The 23,666-nt window shown below is 37.5% G+C and carries 21 protein-coding genes and 1 pseudogene; 11 read left to right on the top strand and 11 right to left on the bottom strand.

Annotated features, from left to right (window positions below; translation table 11 throughout):
- Positions 1-167 precede the first annotated feature (167 nt).
- From KKC46_04740 to KKC46_04725, 4 genes are all read right to left on the bottom strand, one after another.
- Positions 168-461 (bottom strand): hypothetical protein, encoded by a 294-nt coding sequence (locus tag KKC46_04740; protein MBU1053123.1) that lies wholly within the window; start codon positions 459-461, stop codon positions 168-170.
- Positions 462-1,311: 850 nt separating this feature from the next.
- Positions 1,312-1,764 carry a response regulator gene (locus KKC46_04735; GenBank protein MBU1053122.1) on the bottom strand — a complete coding sequence of 151 codons (453 nt, stop codon included), beginning with the start codon at positions 1,762-1,764 and terminating at the stop codon, positions 1,312-1,314.
- A gap of 241 nt (positions 1,765-2,005) precedes the next feature.
- Positions 2,006-2,401 (bottom strand): hypothetical protein, encoded by a 396-nt coding sequence (locus tag KKC46_04730; GenBank protein ID MBU1053121.1) that lies wholly within the window; start codon positions 2,399-2,401, stop codon positions 2,006-2,008.
- Positions 2,402-2,438: 37 nt separating this feature from the next.
- Positions 2,439-2,609: a hypothetical protein gene (locus KKC46_04725; GenBank protein ID MBU1053120.1), complete on the bottom strand. Its 171-nt coding sequence runs from the start codon at positions 2,607-2,609 to the stop codon at positions 2,439-2,441.
- A gap of 351 nt (positions 2,610-2,960) precedes the next feature.
- Between KKC46_04725 and KKC46_04720 the strand changes: the two genes are divergently transcribed.
- Entirely contained in the window at positions 2,961-5,078 is a 2,118-nt protein-coding gene (locus tag KKC46_04720; protein MBU1053119.1) for a PAS domain S-box protein, read from the top strand.
- Positions 5,079-5,140: 62 nt separating this feature from the next.
- Here KKC46_04720 and KKC46_04715 read toward each other — a convergent pair whose 3' ends face one another.
- The 5 genes from KKC46_04715 to KKC46_04695 form a co-directional block, all read right to left on the bottom strand.
- A complete protein-coding gene (locus KKC46_04715) occupies positions 5,141-5,578 on the bottom strand; it encodes a response regulator (protein ID MBU1053118.1) in 438 nt (145 codons plus the stop codon).
- A gap of 384 nt (positions 5,579-5,962) precedes the next feature.
- Complete coding sequence (locus KKC46_04710; protein ID MBU1053117.1) at positions 5,963-6,640, bottom strand: response regulator transcription factor; 678 nt, start codon at positions 6,638-6,640, stop codon at positions 5,963-5,965.
- Positions 6,609-8,105, bottom strand: coding sequence for a response regulator (locus tag KKC46_04705; protein MBU1053116.1), 1,497 nt, complete (start codon positions 8,103-8,105; stop codon positions 6,609-6,611). The genes KKC46_04710 and KKC46_04705 overlap by 32 nt, the downstream gene beginning before the upstream one ends.
- Before the next feature lie 32 nt (positions 8,106-8,137).
- On the bottom strand, positions 8,138-8,587 hold the full coding sequence (locus KKC46_04700) for a response regulator (protein ID MBU1053115.1): 450 nt from the start codon (positions 8,585-8,587) through the stop codon (positions 8,138-8,140).
- Positions 8,588-8,591: 4 nt separating this feature from the next.
- Positions 8,592-10,148, bottom strand: coding sequence for a sensor histidine kinase (locus tag KKC46_04695; GenBank protein MBU1053114.1), 1,557 nt, complete (start codon positions 10,146-10,148; stop codon positions 8,592-8,594).
- Positions 10,149-10,626: 478 nt separating this feature from the next.
- Between KKC46_04695 and trkA the strand changes: the two genes are divergently transcribed.
- From trkA to KKC46_04655, 8 genes and pseudogenes are all read left to right on the top strand, one after another.
- Entirely contained in the window at positions 10,627-11,970 is a 1,344-nt protein-coding gene (gene trkA, locus KKC46_04690) for a Trk system potassium transporter TrkA (GenBank protein ID MBU1053113.1), read from the top strand.
- 3 nt (positions 11,971-11,973) lie between these two features.
- The gene (locus tag KKC46_04685; protein MBU1053112.1) at positions 11,974-13,425 is read left to right on the top strand and encodes a TrkH family potassium uptake protein; all 1,452 of its coding nucleotides are present in this window, start codon (positions 11,974-11,976) and stop codon (positions 13,423-13,425) included.
- A 256-nt stretch (positions 13,426-13,681) separates the two neighbouring features.
- Complete coding sequence (locus KKC46_04680) at positions 13,682-14,848, top strand: hypothetical protein (GenBank protein MBU1053111.1); 1,167 nt, start codon at positions 13,682-13,684, stop codon at positions 14,846-14,848.
- Between the two features lie 25 nt (positions 14,849-14,873).
- Positions 14,874-16,328: a B12-binding domain-containing radical SAM protein gene (locus tag KKC46_04675; protein MBU1053110.1), complete on the top strand. Its 1,455-nt coding sequence runs from the start codon at positions 14,874-14,876 to the stop codon at positions 16,326-16,328.
- A gap of 8 nt (positions 16,329-16,336) precedes the next feature.
- Positions 16,337-17,197, top strand: a complete 861-nt coding sequence (locus tag KKC46_04670; GenBank protein ID MBU1053109.1) for an EFR1 family ferrodoxin — start codon at positions 16,337-16,339, stop codon at positions 17,195-17,197.
- Positions 17,198-17,222: 25 nt separating this feature from the next.
- Complete coding sequence (locus KKC46_04665) at positions 17,223-18,224, top strand: radical SAM protein (GenBank protein ID MBU1053108.1); 1,002 nt, start codon at positions 17,223-17,225, stop codon at positions 18,222-18,224.
- 517 nt (positions 18,225-18,741) lie between these two features.
- Positions 18,742-18,969, top strand: a complete 228-nt coding sequence (locus tag KKC46_04660) for a hypothetical protein (protein MBU1053107.1) — start codon at positions 18,742-18,744, stop codon at positions 18,967-18,969.
- A pseudogene (locus KKC46_04655) lies at positions 18,962-19,228 on the top strand (type II toxin-antitoxin system RelE/ParE family toxin). The gene KKC46_04660 and the pseudogene KKC46_04655 overlap by 8 nt, the downstream one beginning before the upstream one ends.
- A gap of 25 nt (positions 19,229-19,253) precedes the next feature.
- On the opposite strand, the gene KKC46_04650 reads toward KKC46_04655, so the two are convergent.
- On the bottom strand, positions 19,254-19,412 hold the full coding sequence (locus KKC46_04650) for a type II toxin-antitoxin system VapC family toxin (protein ID MBU1053106.1): 159 nt from the start codon (positions 19,410-19,412) through the stop codon (positions 19,254-19,256).
- A gap of 20 nt (positions 19,413-19,432) precedes the next feature.
- A complete protein-coding gene (locus tag KKC46_04645; GenBank protein ID MBU1053105.1) occupies positions 19,433-19,672 on the bottom strand; it encodes a type II toxin-antitoxin system prevent-host-death family antitoxin in 240 nt (79 codons plus the stop codon).
- Between the two features lie 233 nt (positions 19,673-19,905).
- On the opposite strand from KKC46_04645, the gene KKC46_04640 reads away from it, so the two are divergent.
- Positions 19,906-20,679, top strand: coding sequence for a DUF4065 domain-containing protein (locus tag KKC46_04640; protein MBU1053104.1), 774 nt, complete (start codon positions 19,906-19,908; stop codon positions 20,677-20,679).
- A 306-nt stretch (positions 20,680-20,985) separates the two neighbouring features.
- Positions 20,986-23,655: a DEAD/DEAH box helicase family protein gene (locus KKC46_04635; GenBank protein ID MBU1053103.1), complete on the top strand. Its 2,670-nt coding sequence runs from the start codon at positions 20,986-20,988 to the stop codon at positions 23,653-23,655.
- Positions 23,656-23,666: the final 11 nt, after the last annotated feature.

Raw genomic sequence — 23,666 nt, 5'->3', positions numbered from 1 at the left:
TCCTTTGCGGGTATTAAACACCAATGGAAAACCGGTCTTCTTTTCAGAACACATCGCTTTCTCTTGGTGTATCATATCTCTCCCTTCCACGCTTCAGTTTATCCCTTTGGTTAATTTGCGAAGCAATCTACGAGCTCCTTTCGAAGTTGTTGTTTAGTATCAAAATACTAATACCAGAATGCCTCGCTTTCCTGAGGTTCCATCAGGTTTCCATATTTCCCGATAAATCTTAAGTCTTGAAAAGAATCGGTAAATAAACATTCTTTATGCAAAACATCTAATGCCAAAGGATGTATTAAAAAAAGGTTGCTTGTGTTTATGAATATATTTTGAACTTTGTTGCAATTATCTTTCAATACTTCAATCAGCTGTATTGCTGAAAAACCATTAAATTCGCCTATCAGATCAATGTGAAGATTAGATTTCTTTAACCGGGTAATAATTTTAAAATTTGTGGCCATTTATTTAACCTTTTTTTAATAGCAATATAGCGTCTGTCAAAAATATGTTCAGGGTATGTGGGGGATAGGGGAGTATCCTGAACAATCTATTTACCGCTGTCGGGATAGATATTATGACAGACGCTATATGCCTTATTTGAAAACTGATTAATATTATTAAGGTTAATTCCATGTTATTATTATTTTTCAATGCTCATATTACGAACGTTAAAATGACAGAGAAAATGTTTCAAGCTCTGAATAATTGTTGGAGCATGATACCACATCAATTAATGTTGTCTGTAAATGGTTAATTATTTGACATTTATTTGTACAATCAGGAAGCTTATGGTTTAATTTGCAATCCCTGCACGGACTTTTTTTAACATAGCCGATATCACACTCGAGCTTTTTTACGTTTAAGATCTTCAACTTGCTAGGCATTTTATAGTCCTTTCCGTTTTGAATTATTGTTTAGAAGTAAACCGATTAACCTATCAAATAGCCTGTATTTTTATTAACTTTTGATTTTTACTTTGACTAAAATTACTGACTTTGTAAATAGGGTGAAGGATTCATTTTGCTTAGGGGAATTCCCCATTTTAAGGATTTAATAGTTTCAATAATCATGGAAAAGTAATAGGTTTAATAATAAACTGAAAGTAATGCTGCCGTTTGGCTACATGACTCTGTCATCGACTCTTTTCGAGGTTATGCTCTACATTAATTTAATTAGAGGAAAACTCCCGGTTTTAGCGGGAGGCCCCAGATTTTGAAAATTCCGGGAATATAAAAAACCTTCTCTATGTTAGAGGAAACATTACCTTCAGATACTGTAATAATTCTATTTCAATTTGAGTAGTTAATAAATTCAAGTATCAGGAATATGACGATCGAGTGCGTTGCGTATTTTTTCAGCAAAATCTTTTAATCTAAAAGGTTTTTGTATAAAATTAATATTTTCTTTCAACATTTCCGGACTAAAGATTGTTTCAGGCAGGCAACCTGATATATAAATGCATTGCATATCAGGTCTTATGTTAGTTAGTGTTTTCGCAAGTTTCAGGCCATTCATAACAGGCATCATAATATCTGTTATCAGCATATGAATCTTGCCTCTATAGCTTTTAGCAATATGAATAGCAGCATCAGGGTCAGCGGCAGCTAATACGGTATATTTTTGTTGTTCCAAAAATTCCTTGCAAAGTTCAAGCATAGCTTTTTCATCATCCGTCAAAAGCAGTGTCTCTTTTTCACAAACAATGTTATCCAAAAGCATTTTGGATTTGATATAGATGGGGTTTTCGTTATTAATATTTATCATGCTGTACCTTTTTGCGGTTGAAAGTGGCTCTTTAGTAAGGTCATGAATAAACAAAATAAAACCATGCGGGCTAATCTATTTATCAAATATATTAGCACAGAATCACCTACAAATAGCATACAGATACTTATATTTTTTAAAAGATAATTAAAAAAACGGCTATTGTAAATAGGGCGAAAGGTTCAATTGAAGTAAATATGATTTCATGCGCCCTTGTTGCAAGCGAGTTTATGAGCCTCTTTCATGCAAACCCTTCTCCCTTTTCATACAGTATCCAATTTTGCTTGCCCTGCCGCTGGTAGTGCAGCTCGCTTAATGGAGCAATAAGGTGTATCCGCCAGTCATGATTAGGATCTGCCGCAGCCAGTTCTTCTGCCTGGACTACAGACATGTAATTGGCATAAGCGGGTGCTGACATTTCATCATACATATATAAACATTCGTTGTTTTTGGTTAATAATGCTAATCCGAATCCAACCATAATTACTTTATCCATAGGCAGAATTGTCTTATGGAAACCATAATAAGGATGTATTCCATCCCGGTCTTTGATACAGGGAAGCGGTTTATATCCTGATTCTGTGTAAAATACGGAAAGACTTTTATTAGAATTTATTATATTGTTAGTGGCTATCATATATCTTCTCCTTTACTCAACTTTGACCTCAATAAGTTTAGGCTTTGATTACAAACTCGGTATCGGTTTCAGAAATATCTACACTCGGAGCCCAGTCACCTGCGGTAATTAACTCATGGCCTCCGCTGCGGGGTTGGCCCAATGCTTTTGTATAACGATCAAACATGTCTTCTATTTCTCTCCAGGGATTCCATTTCATTAGTTCCATTGTGGACCTCCATTTTTTAATTTGTTATTTTTGATATGAATGATCTCTAATGGTGCCGATTGTTTTCTGGACTGCAATTTACTAAAATTATCGACTTTGTAAATAAGGGGAAAGGTTCATTTTGCTTAGGAGAATTTCCCATTTTAATGAATTAAAAGCAGGTCAGGGACGGATAATCTCATGCCTTTTATTGTTAATCAGCCAGAGGTTTAAAAAGAGGTTTAAAAAATTGACATGCAGGCCGATTGATGTATTATTTTACTAGGATGAAGCGTTGAATAAATTGCTTACTCCGATATGGCTTTATATCGCTTTATCTATATATAACTCAGATTCAAATCCGGATACATTATGATAACTGGCCAACCTGAAAAGAAAACTTCCATGAAGAACAGCGACTTTGAATTATGTACTTCGAGCCTTAGAAGCAGGGCGGAAGCTGTTTACACCCAGAGAAGTAAAAGTGATAAAGAATTGTATGATAAAGATGTGAATGTGCTTATTCACGAACTTGAGGTGCATCAGATTGAGCTTGAGATGCAAAACGAGGAACTCCTGAAAACGCAGGTAGAACTGAATGTCTCATTAGACAGATATTTCGAACTTTACGATCTGGCGCCTGTAGGCTATTTCACGCTGGATGGCCAAAATCGGATTATTCAGGCCAATTTGACAATTGCAGAACTTTTGGGGGTTACAAGAAGCATGTTGATCGGAGTTCATTTTTCACAATTTGTTCTTCCGGAATCTCAGGATAATTACTATCTGTACTTAAAAAAAGTTGTAAATACCGGGCAGGAGCAGTCCTGCGAACTGCGTTTAAAAAATAATGGGCACGGGCTTTTTGCCCATATACATATGGTTCCGGTGCTGGATAATCATAAGATGGTTTGCGAACTGCGGGTTGTGGTGACGGATTTAAGTGCTCTTAAAGATATACAACTAGTATATGAAAAGGTCCGCGGTGAGCTGGAATCCAAAATTGAGGAACGAACCAGGCAGTTGAAAAGCACTAATCAGGCCCTTAAAGCTGAGATTGCCAGACGCAAGAAAACTGAAAAAACGTTGAAAGAAAACGAAAGGTTCAGCAAAAGTCTGGTGGAAAACAGTCCGATTCCAATTCAGGTCATAAATCCTGATACTTCGATCAGATATGTAAACCCGGCCATGGAGAAACAAACCGGCTTTTCAGGTATGGAGATTGTTGGGAGGAAGCCGCCCTATCCATGGTGGAGAGAAGAAGCGCTTGAGGAGATGTTGTGTTCTTTTCAGGAAGCAATCTCAATGGGGGCTCGCGAACTTGAGCAGGTTTTCAGAAGTAAAAAAGGAGAGGACTTTGTTGTGCATATATATTGTTTACCCGTCAAGCAATCAGGCAGGCCTCTCTACTATCTGTCAAGTTGGATTAACATTACACTGGAAAAACACCTGTTAAACGAAGTCTGGGAAAAAGAGAGGCTTTTTCGGGATATTTCTCAAAGCACAACGGATTGGATCTGGGAGCTGGATAGAGAATTCAGGTTTCGGTTTGCCACAGGAAAGGTATTTGAGGTAATGGGTTATATTCCTGAGGAGCTTATCGGAAAATCATTGGTAGAATTTATCAGAAAAGAGGATGTAGCAGCATTAACCGATGCTGTCAAAAAACTGGAAAATCAAAGAAAACCCGTTGTTGATTTTGGTGCATGGTGGGTGACCAAGGGGAGAGAAGAAGTATTTTTGATCACAAACGGCCTGCCTCTTTTTGACAATCAGGGAAATCTTTCGGGATATAGGGGTTGCGCTAAAAACATAACAGAGCAGAAAAAGGCGAAAGATCTGGTGCTCCAATTAAGCGGCCAATTATTGCAGGCGCAGGAGACTGAACGTAAGGTTATATCCTGGCATTTGCACGACCATGTGGCTCAGGATCTTGCTGCTGTAAAAATAACTTGTGACGGTCTCCTGACCGAAAAGAAAGGGCTTTCTACCGGTGTACGGCATGAAATTGAAAAGTTGTCCGGTTTACTCCGGCAGTGTATCGGTAACGTGCGCGATATGTCATATGACTTGAGGCCTCCCGGTTTAAATAAGTTTGGGCTGATTCAGGCAATTCGTGAACATTGTGCAATATATTCGAAAAAAACCGGTTTATCAGTTGAATTTTCTTCTTCAGATATTGATGGATTGCAACTTGATGACAATGTACAGATCAACCTTTATCGTATTGTTCAGGAGGGGCTTCGAAATGTCCATAGGCATGCGCTTGCGGAAAAAGCTGTTGTTGAATTGATTTGTGCAGGTTCGAAAATAAAGCTTGATATTACTGATAACGGGACAGGTTTTGAAGCGGTTAAGGAATTGTCGAAAGGCGCCTTGGGGATGGGACTACGGGTTATGATGGAACGGGTGAGGGCCGCAGGAGGCCAGATGAAAATACTTTCCAGGCCGGGATTCGGAACTAAAATATCTGTAAAAATACCGCTTTGACGGTTATCAGTTAACAGTTTACGGTTGACAGTAAACCGTAAACGTTTCTTTCCGTATATTTATTAGCTATCCAGCGTATTGCGTATTGTTTCGGCAAAAACTTTCAATCTAAGAGGCTTTTGTATAAAATTTATATTTCTTTTAAGCATTTCCGGATTAAAGATTGTTTCAGGCATGTAGCCTGATATAAAAATGCATTTCATATCAGGCCTTATGATACTGAGCATTTTGGCAAGCTCCAGGCCGTTTATAACGGGCATTATAATATCACTTATCAGCATATGAATCTTCTCACTATAGTCCTTAGCAATACGAATCGCGGCTTCAGGAGCATCGGCAGTTAATACTGTGTATTTTTGTTGTTCCAAAAATTCCCTGCAAAGTTCAAGTATGGCTTTCTCATCATCTACCAAAAGCAGAGTTTCCTTTTTGTAAACAGTGTTATCCAAATACATTTTAGATTTGATACGGACGGGTTTTTCACTATAAGTATGTATCATGCTGCACCTCTTAGCAGTTGAAATTGGCGTTTGTTTTTTTGCGTAAAATGCTTTCTGTATTTTTCTTATCCATTATAGTTGGTTATGTAGCACACTATAACCTACAAAGAGCATACGAATACCCATATATTTTTAAAAAGATAATTTAAAAAACGGCTATTGTAAATAGGGTGAAAGGTTTAATTTATTAGGTAAATTGCCTATGAGCCAGTTTCAAAACGTCCCATTTTGGCCGATCTCTGCGTTGGGGGAAAATTTCAATCCTCGAAATACTCCATGTATTCCTGCGGTTAAAATTTTCCCCCGCCTTGAGCTTGACCAAACTGAAACGTTTTGAAAGTGGCTCCTATGATTGGATTTGTTTATATGAATATACGGAGATGATCAGCCTTTCCAGAGATCGACATCAATAAGGCCAAGTTTGGCTGCATAACGTACCAGTTCTATGGTGCTGTGAAGATCAAGTTTGCTCATAATGCTGGCCCGGTGATTTTCAACGGTTTTTGGGCTTATGAAAAGCTTTTCAGCTATAGTTTTTGGAGTCATTCCTTCAGCCAACAGGCGCAATATTTCCTGTTCCCTTGGAGTCAGTGCCCCATAAGCAAGGTCTTTTACTTTTGTCTTTTTTGTGGGTGTTTCCATTAAGCGGTTAGCAACTTCTTGGGAAAGAGAACTGTCTAAAAAATATTCGCCTTTTGAGATTGCATCAAGACCTTTGATTAATCCGCTTGCAGCCGATTCTTTTACCACATATCCGGTTGCGCCTGCCTGAAACGATTCGGCGATATAATCGATTTTTGAATGCATGCTTAAAATAAGTACGCGTGTTTCAGGCAGAAAACTTAGTATTTCGCGGGTGACATCCATACCGTTTTGATCCGGCAGAGATATATCCATAACTACAAGTTCGGGCTTGAGTTTTTTTGCTTTTTGAATTGCTTCCTTGCCTGTTCCTGCTTCATCCACTACTTCGTATTCGGATTGTTTATCAAGAAGCGCCTTGATTCCCTGACGGAAAAGAGGGTGATCATCAACTATCAGTACTGTTTTCTTTGAGGCCATATTTTTTTTCCTTTAAAGGAATTTCTATCAGAATCTTAGTTCCTTTTCCCGGATGAGAAGTTACATTCATTTTGCCGTCAAGCAGACTGACCCTTTCTTCCATGCTGCGAAGTCCCATTCGTTTTTCCTTTGTTAATCCTGCCAGACGTTTTTTTACATCAAATCCCATGCCGTTGTCTTCTATGCGAAGGATGATGTTAGGATAAGAAGCAACAAGCTTGATAACTGCATGTCCGGCATTGGCATGTTTCCTGATATTGTTAAGTCCCTCCTGAACCAGGCGGTAAAGATTTATCTCGATATCCGGTTCCAGGTATATATTGTCTATGCCTGCATCACTATAATCTATAGCAAGTTGTGTCTTTTTGGAAAAATCCTTGCAGTATTGATATATTGTTGATCCGATCCCGAACTGATCAAGACCCGGAGGCCGTAAATCATAAGACATATCCCTTACCGCAGTTATTATACTCTGAAGAATATTAGTTTGTTCCAGAATTCTTTTTTTAATATCTACAGCAGGCCGACCATTGTCGTCAAGGAGGGTTTCGTTTCCGATTTTGAGCATTGAAAGATCCTGAGCGATTTTATCGTGCAGATCGCGGGAAATCATCTGGCGTTCCATTTCCTGAGCAGCAAGCAATTGTTGTGAAAGCCTGTGAATGTTTTCATTAGCTTTTTTACGCTCGGTATTGTCTTGAACAAGGACCAAATAGCCTGATGAATGAAGGTCATCTATGGTGCCTATTTTTTTTATAAGTATATCAATGTCAATATTACCCGACTTATTTGTATCGTATAATCCCGTGCTTTTTATTAATTCTAAATTGTAAGAGAGTTCGGCCTGGACGCTTTCACTATTAAATAATTTTGATTTTATTGAATCAGGGATATTAGCATCATCAAAGAGATTAGATTTTTTTAAATTTTCAGAATCACAAATTCCAAATATATTCATCAGAGCTTTGTTTGTCTCGATCGGGTATCCACCGGAATCGTAAAGCCCAATGCCTATGGGAGAATTTTCAAATACAATTCTAAACCTTTCTTCGCTTTTTCGTAAAGAGATTTCAAGATTACGTTCACGGGAAATCTTTTCGATAACAAGAGGCAGGAGTGTAAAAAAATCATTAGACTTTACCAGATAATCCCAGACCCCGAGTTTCATGGCTCGTACGGCAACCATCTCATTTCCCTGACCTGTAACCATGATAACGGGAATTTTATTTCCTTCATTGTTTAGAATTTCCAAAAGCTCTATTCCGGTCATGTCCGGAAGCTGATAATCGGTAACGATGATATCAAAACTGGTTTCAATAAATTTTTCCAGAAATTCACCGGCAGATTTGAAAGAATGTATCGAGGAGAAAGGAATTTTATTTTTAATAGCACGTTCTATGAGAAAATAATGTGCATCTTCATCTTCGATAATAGCAACTTGCAGAGTTTTTGCTTTATCATCCATTATAATATCAAATCCTTATGAAAGTGAAGTGTCTATTCTTCAAATACCGGCGGCTCATTAATAAGCAGCCAGTAAGAATTTAACTGCATAATTTTTTCTTCAAATTCCTTGAATCCCACAGGTTTTGTAAGATAGCTGTTTGCATAGTGATCATATGAATTGCCAATATCTTCTTCCCGGCCTGAGGTGGTGAGCATGATTACCGGTATTTTTTTCAGTTTAGGGTCTTCCTTGATTTGTTTTAAAACCTCAATTCCATCTATACCAGGAAGCTTGATATCAAGCAGTATAAGACCGACTGTGGGATTATTAACTTTATCAGCGTATTTGCCACGGTTATAAAGATAGTCCAGAGCTTCTTCACCATCAACTGCAACAATTATGCGATTAACATTGCCGGCTTTGCGAATTGCGCGCTTGGTTAATTCCGCGTGAGCTTTTTCATCTTCTACAAGAAGAATGCTTGATGGTTCAAATATCATATTATTAAACCTCTCTATTATTTAATGTAAAGAAAAATGTACTTCCCTGTCCTGGTTCTGATGACACCCGGATCTCTCCATTATGATGTTTAATTATCCTTGCAACTATGGCAAGTCCTATGCCGGTACCTTCTCCGGCTTTTTTTGCATCAGGCAGCCGTTGGAATACCTGAAAAATAATTTTTTGATATCTGTGCTGAATACCTATACCATTATCTTTAACGAAAAAAACATCCTGTTCCCCATCTTTTTTATGTCCGATCTCAATTTCAGGTGATGGATTATCTTTTCCTATATATTTAATCGCATTTGATAGCAGGTTTTCAACAAGCTGGATCAGTCGTTTCTTTTCACCGTAAACAGCCGGAAGATTCTGACCGATATTTATAGAAATTCCTTTGGCTTCAATTTGCGGCTTCAGCATACTCATGGCAGATTCGACGATTTCTCCAAACTGTAGCGGCATCTTTTTTTCATTTACCCGGCCGATTCGGGATAATTCGATAAGATCATTTATAAGAAGCCCCATTTTTTTTGTAGCTTCACTTATATATTGAAAATAACCTTCGGCGCTTTCCGGAAGATCATTTCCAAAATCTTCGCGCAATGCTCCGATAAAACCATCAATTGTTACAATTGGTGTTTTAAGATCATGTGATATCGAATACAGAAAAGACTCCATCTCGGTATTTTTTGCAACCAGTTTTTCCATAGTATTTTTAAGTTCTATTTCATTTTTCTGAAGTGCCGCTTCCGATATTTTTCGTTTTTCAATTTCTTCAAAAGCGCTGTTTCTTGCATTACGGTACATTTCAATACGCTGAAGAAGAAGAAAGAAAACAACCGAAAGGGTAGCAGAAATTATTAGACCGAAAAGCAGGTATAATTGGTTGGGAATAGTTGTAAATTTAAATAATGACTTCCGTGGTTCAAAATGCATCTTCCATATTTTTCCGGGAAAACGGATGCCTTCCATTATAACAAACTGTTTATACAAAAGTTTCTGTTTTGTTTTAGGTTCCTTAAGATTCATATAAATCAGCCGATCGTCTTCATATATCATAATGCTGAAATTATTTGATATATTTTTTGCAATACATATATCCATAATATCCTGAACATGAAATGCTCCGTTCAAGTACCCATTAATTTTGTTTTTGTAAATCAGCGGCCAGAATGTATCAAAGGTTATTTCACCCTTACGCATTTCATGACACGGTGTTGTTTTGAATTTAAGGGTTTGCCGGACAGTTTCGAAGGTATTACGTATATCCGTATCCAAGTCATGGATATTTTTATTAACTATATCCGTATTGTATTCCTGCGGGAAAGTCCATTGAACTGTGCCATAAGGATCAATCCAGTTAATACCGAAAAAACCGGGGTAGTGGCCGAAAAAGGTTTTGGCAAACTGAATAAAACGCAGTTTACTGAAATCAGGAGGAGTTCTGTCCACCCACCTCTCGGCCAATAAATCGAGTGAAGACATTCTGGCATTCATCATGCCTTCAATACGAATTTTAACCTGTTCTGCCGATGCTTGCGTTTGTCGCAAAATCATTTTGCGCTCATCATTATTTTCATCTTTCCATAAGACAAGACTTACAGAGCAGCAAAGCAGAAAAATAACAATGGATAAAGATCTTTTGTAATGGTGAATTTTCATATTATATAAAATATTATATCTTAGCGGATTGTTACTTAAACCATTTTAAAAATATCATATTTTTTATCAAAGCATAGTTTTTTAAAAAATACTATTTATATTTTAATAGCGCTTGAAAGCAAAAAATACTTCGGTTACAAATATTCAATATACAATACCGGACAGTTTGAACTGGATTTGCTCCTTTGGTCATGATATATAAGATGGTAGTCTTAACCAAACTGAAACAATATCGGGAACATAAAAGTAGTAGAATATCTTGGGATATCAGAGAATAAGTATTGGAATAATTTTCCCAACCACTTATTTGTCAAAAATAGTTGGCTAAGTTGTAGAAAGAAATTAATTCTTTATTATTAAAAAGAAGATTATCATGAAAATTGTAATCGTAGGTGCCGGCGGTGTTGGTTCTCAATTAGCGGCACAGTTAATAGCAGATAATAAGGATGTTGTAATAATCGAGAAAAACCCTGATGTTGCTAAACATGCCTCAACTCATCTTGATTGTATTGTTATAACAGGTGAAGGAAATAATCCAAAGATTTTAAGAAAAGCCGGTATTGAAAAGGCTGATTTCTTCCTTAGCGTAACTGATTCCGATGAAGTAAATATGATTTCATGCGCCCTTGTTGCAAGCGAGTTTAAAGTGCCTAACAAGATTGCAAGGGTTAGGAATCTCGACTATTCCAGTATCAGAAATTTTGAGAAAGTTTTTCTTGGAATAGACTTTTTTGTTAATCCTGAACTGGAGGCGGCAAGAGAGATAGTAGCAAGTGTTATGTATGGAGCTTCCAGCGATTTAATGCTTTTCAGCAATGCTAATGTTCAGATGAGAAATGTTGTTATATCCAGCACTTCTTTTTTTAAAGATAAATCTTTAAGACAAATAAAGGAAAGCTTAAAAAAAGATTTTTTAATTTCATGTATAGTGCGCCAGGACAAGGTTATTATTCCATCGGGAAACACAATTATCAGGGAAAACGACAATATATATTTGGTTGCAACCCGGAATATACTGGAAGATGTTCTTAGTGAGTTTGGAAGGTCTTCTTTGATTATCAAAAATATTGTGATTGTGGGAGGTGGAAGAATTGGTAGATACACTGCAAGATATCTTATGGAGCAACACCGTAATATTAAAATCATAGATTCTGATTATGAGAATTGCAAAATTCTGGCGGATGAATTTCCCAAAGCTACTATTATACATAGTGATATTTCGGACAGGGACATTTTTGAAGAAGAGCAGTTGTATTCCTACGATTTGATTGTGACAACAACAAACAAACAGGAATTAAATATTCTTGCTGCAATCTATGCGAAGACATTTGGTATAAAAAGATCAATTGCAATTGTCACAAGAAGAAATTATCTTTCAATAGCTTCCAGTCTTGGCATAGATTCTATTGTGAGCCCTAAAAGAAGTACGGTCGATGCTGTCTTAAAATTTATAAGAAAAGGCAATATTAAAAGCATTTACAGCATCCTGACCGGAAAGGCGGAAGTAATTGAGTTTTCGGTCAATAAGAATAGTCCTATAACAGGCAAAACAATTGAAAACATAAGGCTGCCGGATAATACTTTAATACTCGCTGTAACAAGAGGTTTTGAAAGCTATATACCGGGTGGAAAATTCTTAATTCAGGAAGGCGATGATATCATAACGATAACAACAAAGGAATCTGTATCTGAGCTTGAAGAAATATTTAACAGATAAAACATGAACTATAAACTTGTATTTAAAATAATATCAATATTAATATTGATTATAACTTGCTTTCTTATATTTCCTGCGGCTGTTGCATTTTACTATAAAGAAATTTATGAATTCAAGGTATTTCTTATTATAATCGGCAGTCTTCTTTTAATTTCATCGCTATTATATTTTTTCCTAAAACCGGAAAGAAAAGATAGCCTTTCTACAAGAGACGGTTTTCTTCTTGTAACATTAAGCTGGTTGTCAGCTTCTTTTGTGGGAGCCCTGCCGTTTTATTTTACTGATTGCATTCCGGTTTTTGCGGATGCATTTTTTGAGACCATGTCCGGATTCACCACAACAGGTGCCTCTATTCTTACGAGTATTGAGTCTCTTCCTAAATCAATGCTTTTCTGGAGATCCCTGACACACTGGCTTGGAGGTATGGGGATAGTAGTTTTGGCTGTTGCAATACTTCCTATCCTTGGAATCGGAGGGCTTCAATTGATAAAGGCTGAAGCGCCCGGGCCTTCCGTTGATAAGATTTCGCCGAGAATTAAAGAGACAGCAAAAATATTATGGTATATCTATTTGGGCCTTACGATAATAGAAACTATTCTTTTAATGCTTGGAGGTATGGATTTTTTTGATGCTCTTACTCATACATTCGGAACTCTTGCAACAGGAGGCTTTTCTCCCAAAAATACAAGTGTAGGATATTACAATTCCGCTTATATCGACGGAGTAATTACAATATTTATGATTATTGCCGGCGCTAATTTTATTCTTCACTATAGAATGATAACCGGAAGATATAAGAGTATGCTCCGGGATACGGAATTTAGAGTATATATATCTATTTTTATCATAGCGGTTGTTATTATAACTATGAATCTTTACGGTACCTATTACGAGTCTTTGGGAAATTCCATCCGGCAAGCGGGCTTCCAGGCAGCATCAATACTTACAACAACAGGATATGCGACTGTTGATTATGAAAAATGGCCATTCCTTGCTCAGGCAGTATTATTCTTTTTAATGTTTATAGGTGGATGCTCGGGTTCCACAGGAGGCGGGATTAAGGTAATTCGAATATATTCCCTTCTTAAACAAGCCTATAATGAAATGAAATATCTTCTTCATCCAAGAGCTATATTTCTTTTAAAGATAAGCAGAAAGACTATTAAAAAGGATATAATGTATTCTATTTCAGGATTCTTTTTTCTTTATATATTAACGCTGCTAATAATAACATTAGTTGTAGCTTCATCAAATCAGGATGTTCTTACTTCCGTTTCAACCGCCCTGGCTACAGTCGGAAATATCGGGCCGGGTTTCGGCAATATTGGTCCAGCCGAACACTTTGGATTTTATCCGGCTTATGTGAAGTGGGTGCTGTGTTTTGCAATGCTTGCAGGCAGGTTGGAATTATATACTGTGTTGATACTTTTTACTCCTGTTTTTTGGAAAAAGTGAGATTTGTAAAGATAAATCACTTTATTTCTTAACCCAATTATTTGCTTTGTTTTCAAAATGATATGTTTTAAGGGCCAATGATCTACCCTCTCAACACTTTTAATTACACCCGGTGTTAACTTCCTTGACACTTAAGTGGTATTATTTTATATAATCCAAAAATTGTGTGCGCAATTATATTAATAGCAAATCGAATATGAATTCAATATTCTATTTGCATTATTTGAAAACCAAGCAGGATATATGGACTAATCTCATGAAAAGATTTATTTCCCCCTTATTGATTATATCGATTCTTTTTTTGCTGTTTCAATCGCCTATTTTAGCAGAATCTGCTGATTTCAGGAAAACTAAAATTGCTGTTCTTGACTTTCAGCTTCAGGGTGAGGGTTTTGAAACTCAGGATATGGGCTTAATCGTTGCGGAATGGTTTATTACAGCTCTTGTTAAGGCCGGGCGTTTTGAAGTTATCGAAAGAGGATTATTAAAAAAACTATTGGAAGAACAAAAGCTATCTATGACAGGCGTTGTTGATGCAAGCACTGCAACACAGATAGGAAAGTTTCTTGGGGTTAAAACTATAATTAGCGGTTCTGTAATGAAACTGCAAGGCGTAATTGAAATAAACGCAAGAATAATCGATGTGGAAACTGCTTCTATTATTGCAGCCGAAAATGTCAAAAGCTCAGCAGCTGTCAAGCTTCAGGATCTGGTTGTTCTGATGTCTGCAAAAATAATAAAAAACTTTCCATTGGAGGGTTATATTGTAAACAAATCCGGTTCCAAAGTTACGATTGACCTAGGGCGTATGGCCGGTGTTAAAGATGATATGGAATTTTCAGTTTATAAAGAAGGTAAAGTAATCAAGCATCCCAAAACCGGTGCGGTAATCGATGTCCAGCGGATAGAAACAGGAACAATAAAAATTACATCAATAAGGGATAAAATCGCAGAAGGGATAATTGTAAATGAAGATTCTCCCGGTTCCATTTCCTACGGGCAGCTTGTCTGCAGTATAATGGGAAAACTTCAACCGCTTGAACAAAGAGTACCGTCCAGGGATAGAGCTTTAGAAAGGGCTCTCTCATCAGGAAGATCTTCAAAGAAAGGCGAAAGCCCTGGCGATGTCGAAAGTATGCTTAAGTCTTCTAATTTGAAAGATAAAGAAGCAGCGGCCAAGATTGTTGCGAAACTTTACAGAAACGATCAGAGGATTCTTGATATAGTCAATGAGGAGCTGTTGCGAGGCTACAATAGTTCTTCCAATGACAGGTATTTTGTTAATTCTATGGCATGGCTTTGCAATGCGCTCGGGGCATCAGGAAATTCGAAATACAGATCAACTCTGGAAACTGTTTCAAATAATGCGCCTAACAGAAAACTGAAAAAATATGCGAAAAAAAATCTGAGACGTCTCAGATAGAGTATATAATGGTATAAGAGCATATATATTGACATCTCTAAATTCAAAAAAAATTCTTCTTGTTCATCCTTTAGGCTACAAAAAAGAGTCAGCGAGTAACGATATATCAAGAATAGCAAATATCATTCCGCCTATAGGTCTTGCCGGAATATCTGCCTATCTTGAAAAACGTAATATTTCCACATCTGTTATTGACTGCTATGCTGTACCCGATTCCGACCGTCTGATTCATGATTATGTGAGTATAGAAAAACCGGCTTATATTGGCTTAAGCTGTACTACCTCAACTTTTCTTGATGGGGTAAGGATAGCCAATATGGCGAAGAGAATACTTCCGGAAATACAGGTTGTTTTCGGGGGAGCGCATGTATCCGCTCTTAAAGAAAGAGTACTTAAAGATTATCCTGTCATAAATTATGTTGTTGTTGGCGAAGGAGAGGAAACGCTTGCAGAACTTATAGAAAATGGCAGGGATGGTATTTCTTCTGTTATGGGTCTTATATACCGTGAAAAAACAGGCGAGATACTCTATACGGGCCGTAGAACAAATACTCTGGAACTTGATTTACTACCTTTTCCTGCATATGAAAAACTTGACGGTTTTCCTTTAGCTTACAGAGCACCTTTATTTAATTACCCTAAAGCTCCAAGTTCAAGTTGTATAACAAGCCGTGGTTGTCCCTATGCATGCAGCTATTGTGACCGTTCGGTTTTTGGGCGTTCTTTCCGGTTTAATTCTGCTGAATACATGTATGAGCATGTTAGTTATCTTAATGAAAGATTTGGCGTAAGGCATATAATTTTCTACGATGATCAGTTCACCTTTAAAAGGGAACGGGTTATTGATTTTGCGAAAATGATGATTAACCGGCCGCTTAAATTATCCTTTAACTGCGTTGTAAGAGCGGAACATATAGATTACGATCTTTTATTGATGTTAAAAGAGGCAGGATGCTGGATGATAAGCATTGGAATAGAAACGGGCGATGAAGAACTTTTATCTCAACACAGGCAAAATGTTAACTTATCTTTTCTGTCGGAAAAGATAAGGCTGATAAAAAAAGCGGGAATTCGTACAAAAGGGCTTTTTATGATAGGACTTCCCGGTGAAACGGAAGCAGCTGTTAATAAAAGCATGGAATATGTATTTTCAAACCCGATAGATGAATTGAATATAGCAAAGTTTACTCCGTTTCCGGGTTCGCCGATTTACGAAAACATACATGAACTGGGAGAATTCAATGAAGATTGGGAACTGATGGACTGCATGAATTTTCTTTTTATACCAAATGGTATGACAAAAGATAAGCTTGAAGAGCTTTTTAAAGAATTTTATAGAAAACACTTTATGCGGCCAAAAGTATTACTTGAATATACAAGTATGCTGTGGCGTTCACCCGACAGCTGGCAAAGATTTATGCGAAATCTGCCTGATTTTATCAAGTTTGTTATAAGTAATAAAAGACTTGGAAAACCATAGGGGAGAAAATGAATATTAAATATTTTATAATCTATTGCTCACCATCAAAAACTACCGAACATGTTGCAAAGCATATTGAAAAAACATTGAAAGGGCTTGATGCAGATGTTTTTTTAAGAGACATAGGCAAAGAAGATGACCGGTTTTTTGTACTGGATCAGATTAAAGCAGCCCAGGATAAAGCAACTAATGATGAGATATGCATGTATGTAGGAACTCCGGTTTATGGCGGGCATGCGGTTTTGCCGGTTATTACTTTTCTCAATAAACTTTGTGAATCAAAGAACTGTTTTGCTGTTCCGTTTGTTACATGGGGAGGAGTTTGCAGCGGAGTTGCCCTCTGGGAAATGGGAAGAAAATTGCTTGAAAAAGGCTATAGTCTTGCTGCGGCTTTAAAGGTGGGAGCAGTTCACTCAATGTTATGGCAATCCAGGAACCCGGTATGTCAGGGCCATCCTGATATTGATGATGATAAAATTGTTACTAAACTTGTTGCAAAAGTTCACAAGGGCTTGTCAGAAGGTAATCTGCAACAGTTGCAGCTACAGAACCTCGACTACCAGCCCGAAATGCTTGGGGCTGAGCTTAAAAAAACTACAACCGAAACACTCATGCAAATCCTTCCGAAAAGAACAGTAAACGAAGAAAAATGCACTCAATGCGGTATATGTGTAGAAGAGTGTCCTTCAGATGCAATTGATATGGCTCCGTATCCGGTATTTGGAAAAGACTGTTTCGGTTGCTTTAACTGTGTCAGACTTTGCCCTGAAAACGCTATAGAAGCCGACCTTTCTGTTATTAAGGAACATATCAAAAAAAGAAAAGAATCCATAAATGAAGTTCCTTTAACCAGGGCTTTTTTTGGATAGAAGATAAAAATAGAGAGTTTAAACAATGCATATCGACGAACTAATAAAAAAAACACAATCAGGTGAAGTTCTGTCAAGAGAAGAACTCGTTTATCTTTTAAGCTTATCGCCGGATTCTTCTGAAACTTATATGGCAATGGCTGAGGCGAATCGTGTTTCAAAAGAGCTGTCGGGAGGCAAAGCTGAAGTCCATGCTCAATTTGCAATCAATCTTGCACCGTGTGCTTGTGACTGCCTATTCTGCTCTTTTGCAAAGATCAATGGTATATTCACTGAAGCAACAGAGCTTTCGCCTGAGCAGGCTGTGGTATATACCCGTCAGTTTGAGATTGACGGCGCAAATGCTGTGTACATGATGTCAACGGCCCAGTACTCTTTTGAACGCTTCCTGGAAATGTCTGTAGAGGTCAGAAAAAACCTGAAACCGGAAACAACATTGATCGCTAATGTTGGTGACCAGTCTTATAAGAATGCTGTACGGTTAAAAGATGCGGGCTTTTCCGGCGTGTATCATGCTGTCCGTCTGCGCGAGGGCAAGGATACTACTCTTTCAGTAGACAAGAGAAAGAAGAGTATAAAAAACTTCGAAGAAGCTGGTCTTGGGGTGGGCACATGCGTCGAACCCGTAGGGCCGGAACACACAAATGAGGAATTAGCCGAAATGATAGAATTCACAGCTTCCTTCAATCCTTCATTTAGCGGCGCAGCCAGACGAATTCCCATACCTGGAACCGAAATAGCAAAACGCGGAGTAATAAATGAAATGCGTATGGCTCAAATAGTCGCTGTCACAAGATTGGGAATGCCGCGATCTGTTATGGGTAATTGTACGCATGAGCCTTGCACACTGGGAGCAATAGCCGGGGCAAATCTTTTCTGGGCGGAAGTAGGCGCTAATCCAAGAGATGTTGAGGAGAAGACGGAAGAGGGCAGGGGAGAAAGCGTTAGCAGCTGTAAAACTATTTACCAGGAAAGCAATTGGGATGTATGGAGCGGCCCATCGCGCTACTATGATAGTATCAAATAAAATGTATATCGAACCCGGAAAAAGCTAAATGCCGCTGTATTTAAAATTGCAGGATTTCAGCTTTCGTGACTGTGTTATAATTAAAAAAACAGCTTTCTGTGGGTCTTCGTCATTCCAGGCTTGACCCGGAATCCAGAAAGTTTACAAGATGATGCAATACTGGATGCCGGATCGGTGTCCAGCATGACGGGATGAAATGTTTTCCGACTTTCAACGAGTCCATAATTATTTTATTGTATCAAAATTTAAACTATGACAAAATTAGATATTATTTGAAGCTTTAATAATAGTTATATAAACGAGCCAGTTTCAAAACGCCCCATTTTGGCCGATCTCTGCGTTGGACTCAAATTTTAATCCTCGAAATACGCCATGTATTCCTGCGGTTAAAATTTTCGCCCGCCTTGAGCTTGACCAAACTGAAACGTTTTGAAAGTGGCTCAAATGTTATTACTTAAGCAGGAAAATCAAAATAGATATTAGCTCTGCTAAATACATAGCTAAAAAAGAGGTCATCATGGAACTTTCAGAAATAAAAAACAAAATAGAAGGAGCCATAAAATCTTTGCCGCCCCAAAAACTAAAAATAGCTTTAGATTTTTTAGAGGATTTGCAACAAAGCGATGAAGATGAAACCAGAATGCTGTTAAACGATCCCCGATTTATGGAAGACTATCGATCTGCAAAAGAAGATATTCGTACCGGGCAAACCATAAATTGGGAAGATATTAAGCGGAATGTATAAAATAGAACTTTCCCGCAATGCTGCAAAGTTTTATTAAAAAGCCGATTTAATTACTGCTAAACGGCTTAATCTTGCCTTTACAAAGCTTTCTGAAAATCCATTCCAAAAATATAACATCAAAAAATTATCTGGCGAATTAAAAGGCAGTTACCGATTAAGAGTAGGCGATATGAGAATCATCTATTCTGTGGAGGATGAACAGCATATTGTCTATATTGAGGTTATTGGCTTCAGAGGCGATATCTATAGACACAGTTGAAATCTTGCGTTTTTAGCTTTCTCACCTAACCTGTATAGATTGGTACATTTAAATTTTTTGCAGCTTCTATTAACTTTTTATCTAACGTGGCTAAAGGAATGCCTTTTCTTATCGAAAGATCGAGATATGATGCATCATAGCTGGAAAGATTGTTTGCCCTCGCCAAAGACAGTATGTCCGCCATAATTCTTTCCGGTCGCTCATTTACTTTCGCCCGTCTTCAACCATTTCACGTATAGATAGATTGCCAAGGCTATGTTTGTCCCGAAATTTTCGGATATCGGCAATTACTTCTCTGGCATCAGTAGGTATTGCTTGGTTAACAGGTTGCAACACAGCAACAGCAATACCATGTTTCGTGATTGTTATACGTTCGCCCCTCATCACTCGCTCAAGCAATTTGGGCAGATGTGTTTTTGCTTCATATGCGCCAACTGTTTCCATAAGTTACTCCCTATACCAGTCTATCAGTATGAAAATTATTTTCCAATAACAAAAAAGATAATTAATCTTCAGCAATAATTATTTGATTTTAATATTATCACATCTTCTTTGTTCTTCTATTGACCTATATTGGTAATTCCATATCGTAAATTAGTGTTAGATAATAAAACAACAGATTGACAGATAATCATACATATGGTATTTATATTTTCAAATCGCAGGAGATTATAATCATGGATACTTTTTATAAAGATTTAGGCTTGAAGATAAAAAAAATAAGAGGAAAAACAGGATTGTCCCAAGATTCTTTGGCACAAAAACTTGGAATAAGCAGAGTGGCTGTTTCACAAATAGAATCCGGAGCCAGAAAAATCAGTGCCGAAGAGATAGTTATGCTTGCTGAAACATTTAATATTCAAACGGATGTTCTGTTGGATATAACAAAAGATATAAAAATCTTATTTGAAAAATCCACAAAGAAACAAGCAAAAAAACAGGAAATCAGAATCAGTGTTCCTCAAAGGAATTTGCAAAAATTCAAGGAAGTGCTAATCTATATCCTTGAGAAAGTCGGGTCCAAACCCAATGTCGGAGAAACGGTTCTTTATAAGCTTCTTTATTTCATGGATTTCAATTTTTATGAAAAGTATGAAGAACAATTAATAGGAGCAACTTATATAAAAAACAAGTATGGGCCGACACCTAAGGAATTTATAAAAGTCATAGAAGAAATGGAGGGAAAAGATTTAGTAAGGGTAAAAGACAATTATTTTAAATATCCGCAGACTAAATATTTACCTTTAAGAAAATCCGATCTGACTCAGCTAAAAGCACACGAAAAAGAAGTTATAGATGATGTTTTAAATACTTTGTCAAATATGAATGCTTCCGAGATCAGTGAATACTCCCATAATGATGTTCCATGGAAAACCACCGAGGATGGAGATATTATTCAATATGAAGCAGTATTTTATCGGACTTCGCCCTATTCGGTGAAAAATCGTTAGGATCGGATTGAAAATATTATGGCTAATTGTTTTGTGAATTGCGACAAATTTTATAATAACAGGAGCCGGTACAGAAAACATTGGTGTTGAGCAATTAATTATCAAAAAAGAAAATAAAAGTTCACAATAGTTATTTGATATCAAACAAATATTAATGTAAAAGTTATTTAACAAACAGCATTGGTTTCAAGCCGGTAAATTGAAGATTACATATATGAATTGTTAAGTCTATGAATAATAACAAACTTACCCGTCTTGGATACCCAATGACCTTGTTGGACAGCAGAAAATAAGAGATGAAGACGAATGACTGAATCGGAAAAAATAACCCGTAAGAAAAGAATTGACGAAAAACTCAAATCTTCTTTTTTGAATTGGGAAATTATTCATAATGATAAAGTTAATGATACATCATTGCTTGTCCGGCATGCGGTTGAAGAATATCCAACAGCAACCGGTCCGGCCGATTATGCCTTATTTGTTGAAGGGAAGCTATTTGGAATTATTGAAGCAAAAAAAATTTCGGTTGGTGCAGAAAATGTATTGGAACAGGCCAAAAGATATTCAAAAGGTGTTCCAAATACCATAGGTGAATGGCGGGAGTATAAAGTTCCTTTTCTCTATTCAACAAATGGTGAACTGATTTTTCATCTTGATGTGAGGAATAAGGGAAACTGCTCTTATCAGTTACTTGATTTTCATTCTCCTCAGGCATTGCTGGATAAATTCAACCGGGATACACAAAGCGCCGAAGCCTGGTTTAAAAAAAGGCCGGTTAATGAAATTACCCGTTTACGGCCATATCAAATAAAGGCTATCGAAGCTATTGAAAATAGTGCCTGTGATGGCACAAAGCAAATGCTTTTAGCAATGGCAACGGGTACAGGAAAAACCTTTACCCTTGTTTCTTCTATCTACCGGTTTTTAAAATCCGGCTATGCAAAAAGAATCCTCTTTCTCGTAGACAGAAGAGTATTGGCAGCCCAAACCGTGTCTGCCATTTCTGCTTTTGAAACACCGGAAGGATTAAAACTCGACAAAGAGTATGAAGTGTACAGTCAAAAGTTTAAACGGGAAGATTTAGAGGATGAATCCAATTTTGACCCGAAGTTATTACCGGAAGAATACCTAACCAATCCTAAAGAAAAACAAACTTTTATATATGTATCTACCATTCAAAGGATGTCTATAAATCTTTTGGGCAAAGAAGCGGTCAGTAACTTTGAATATGATGTTGATGCGAATAAGCTTGATATACCCATAAACGCATTCGATGTCATTATTGCTGATGAGTGCCATCGGGGATATTCAGCAAAGGAAACAGGACGGTGGAAATATGTTCTGGACTATTTTGATGCCATAAAAATCGGTCTTACCGCCACCCCTGCCACACATACTCTTGCGATGTTTAAACACAAAGTTTATTCATACAGCACCGAACAGGCCGTACTGGATGGGTATCTGGTAGATTATGATGCTGTTAAGATTAAATCCGACATTCATATCAACGGCGCTTTTCTCAAAGAAGGTGAGCTGGTCGGTGAAATAGATATGGGAACCGGAGCAGAGCAGCTTGATGAGCTTGAAGATGAGCGGGAATTTGGCGCTACGGAGATAGAGGCCAAAATCACTTCTCCGGATAGTACAAAAAAAATTATTAAAGCGATAAAAAAATACACGGACAAGCATGAAGAAGAACATAAGCGTTTCCCCAAAATGCTTATCTTTGCTGTTAATGATTTGCCTTATGTTTCCCATGCCGATGAAGTAGTCAGAACTTGCAAACAGGTTTACGGCGGGGGGGATGATTTTGTAATTAAAATCACCGGCAGCCCAACGGTTGACCGCCCGCTGCAAAAGATCCGGCAATTCAGAAACCGTCCGGAACCCAAAATCGTTGTTACTGTTGATATGCTTACAACCGGGGTTGATATTCCAGCCATTGAAATGGTTGTATTCATGCGCATGGTGAAATCCCGTATTCTCTGGGTTCAGATGCTGGGGCGCGGAACACGGTTGTGCAAAGAAATATACAAGGAAAAATTTACCATTTTTGACTGTTTTGACGGCTCACTTATTGAATATTTCAAAAATGCCACTGATTTTAATGTGAACCTCCAGCAGGAGACTGTTCCCATTTCAGAGATTATCGAAAGGATTTATGATAACCGTGATCGGGAGTATAATGTAAAACGGCTTATTAAACGGCTCCGGCGAATTGAAAAGAACATGGGAACCGAGGCGCGGGATAAATTTGCGAAATACATCCCTGATGGCGACATGAAAGCCTATGCCGATAAGCTCAAAGAAAATATTGATAAGAGTTTTACCAATACGATGCAGCTATTAATGGATAAAGATTTCCAAGACCTGTTGGAAAATTACCCCCGGCCTCAAAAGGTATTTTTTAAAGGATATGATATCGTGGATACCGTAGAGGATGAAGTCATGTTCAGGGTGGGCAGTGATTTACAGAAGCCCGAAGATTATCTCAAACTTTTTGAAGCTTTTGTAAAAAGAAACCCCGAGCAGATAGAAGCTATCGAAATACTTTTATCAAAGCCAAAACAGTGGAATACCGATGCGCTGGAAGATTTGAGGGATAAGCTGCGCAAAAGTGACTTTTCAGAAAAGGATTTACAACGTGGCCATGAACTGGTGTATAAAAAACCTCTCGCAGATATAATTTCAATGATAAAGCATGCCTCTGATTACGATGTTCCCATTCTTACCGCTAAAGAACGAGTGGAGCTGGTTATTTCCCTAATAGCCGGAGCCCATAATTTTAGTAATGAACAACTTACCTGGATAGCCTATATCAAAGAGCATTTAATTGAGAACCTTGCGATTGCTGAGGAGGATTTTGAAATCATGCCTGTTTTTGAGCGACACGGCGGACGCACAAAGGCTAAACAGATATTTGGAAACGAATTTAATACTCTGGTAAATGAAATTAACGAAGCCCTTGCAGCTTGATTAGGAGAAAA

The organism is Pseudomonadota bacterium (assembly GCA_018817425.1).
GTDB lineage: Bacteria > Desulfobacterota > Desulfobacteria > Desulfobacterales > RPRI01 > RPRI01.
Note: the sequence above shows the minus strand (reverse complement) of the source record. Positions and strands in the feature narration are given on the sequence as shown.

What these genes read in the sequence shown, in the direction of transcription:
- KKC46_04740 (MBU1053123.1), bottom strand. Translation starts at nt 461, where the DNA reads ATGGCCACAAATTTTAAAATTATTACCCGGTTAAAGAAATCTAATCTT.
- KKC46_04735 (MBU1053122.1), bottom strand. Translation starts at nt 1,764, where the DNA reads ATGATAAATATTAATAACGAAAACCCCATCTATATCAAATCCAAAATG.
- KKC46_04730 (MBU1053121.1), bottom strand. Translation starts at nt 2,401, where the DNA reads ATGATAGCCACTAACAATATAATAAATTCTAATAAAAGTCTTTCCGTA.
- KKC46_04725 (MBU1053120.1), bottom strand. Translation starts at nt 2,609, where the DNA reads ATGGAACTAATGAAATGGAATCCCTGGAGAGAAATAGAAGACATGTTT.
- KKC46_04720 (MBU1053119.1), top strand. Translation starts at nt 2,961, where the DNA reads ATGATAACTGGCCAACCTGAAAAGAAAACTTCCATGAAGAACAGCGAC.
- KKC46_04715 (MBU1053118.1), bottom strand. Translation starts at nt 5,578, where the DNA reads ATGATACATACTTATAGTGAAAAACCCGTCCGTATCAAATCTAAAATG.
- KKC46_04710 (MBU1053117.1), bottom strand. Translation starts at nt 6,640, where the DNA reads ATGGCCTCAAAGAAAACAGTACTGATAGTTGATGATCACCCTCTTTTC.
- KKC46_04705 (MBU1053116.1), bottom strand. Translation starts at nt 8,105, where the DNA reads ATGGATGATAAAGCAAAAACTCTGCAAGTTGCTATTATCGAAGATGAA.
- KKC46_04700 (MBU1053115.1), bottom strand. Translation starts at nt 8,587, where the DNA reads ATGATATTTGAACCATCAAGCATTCTTCTTGTAGAAGATGAAAAAGCT.
- KKC46_04695 (MBU1053114.1), bottom strand. Translation starts at nt 10,148, where the DNA reads ATGATTTTGCGACAAACGCAAGCATCGGCAGAACAGGTTAAAATTCGT.
- trkA (MBU1053113.1), top strand. Translation starts at nt 10,627, where the DNA reads ATGAAAATTGTAATCGTAGGTGCCGGCGGTGTTGGTTCTCAATTAGCG.
- KKC46_04685 (MBU1053112.1), top strand. Translation starts at nt 11,974, where the DNA reads ATGAACTATAAACTTGTATTTAAAATAATATCAATATTAATATTGATT.
- KKC46_04680 (MBU1053111.1), top strand. Translation starts at nt 13,682, where the DNA reads ATGAAAAGATTTATTTCCCCCTTATTGATTATATCGATTCTTTTTTTG.
- KKC46_04670 (MBU1053109.1), top strand. Translation starts at nt 16,337, where the DNA reads ATGAATATTAAATATTTTATAATCTATTGCTCACCATCAAAAACTACC.
- KKC46_04665 (MBU1053108.1), top strand. Translation starts at nt 17,223, where the DNA reads ATGCATATCGACGAACTAATAAAAAAAACACAATCAGGTGAAGTTCTG.
- KKC46_04660 (MBU1053107.1), top strand. Translation starts at nt 18,742, where the DNA reads ATGGAACTTTCAGAAATAAAAAACAAAATAGAAGGAGCCATAAAATCT.
- KKC46_04650 (MBU1053106.1), bottom strand. Translation starts at nt 19,412, where the DNA reads ATGGCGGACATACTGTCTTTGGCGAGGGCAAACAATCTTTCCAGCTAT.
- KKC46_04645 (MBU1053105.1), bottom strand. Translation starts at nt 19,672, where the DNA reads ATGGAAACAGTTGGCGCATATGAAGCAAAAACACATCTGCCCAAATTG.
- KKC46_04640 (MBU1053104.1), top strand. Translation starts at nt 19,906, where the DNA reads ATGGATACTTTTTATAAAGATTTAGGCTTGAAGATAAAAAAAATAAGA.
- KKC46_04635 (MBU1053103.1), top strand. Translation starts at nt 20,986, where the DNA reads ATGACTGAATCGGAAAAAATAACCCGTAAGAAAAGAATTGACGAAAAA.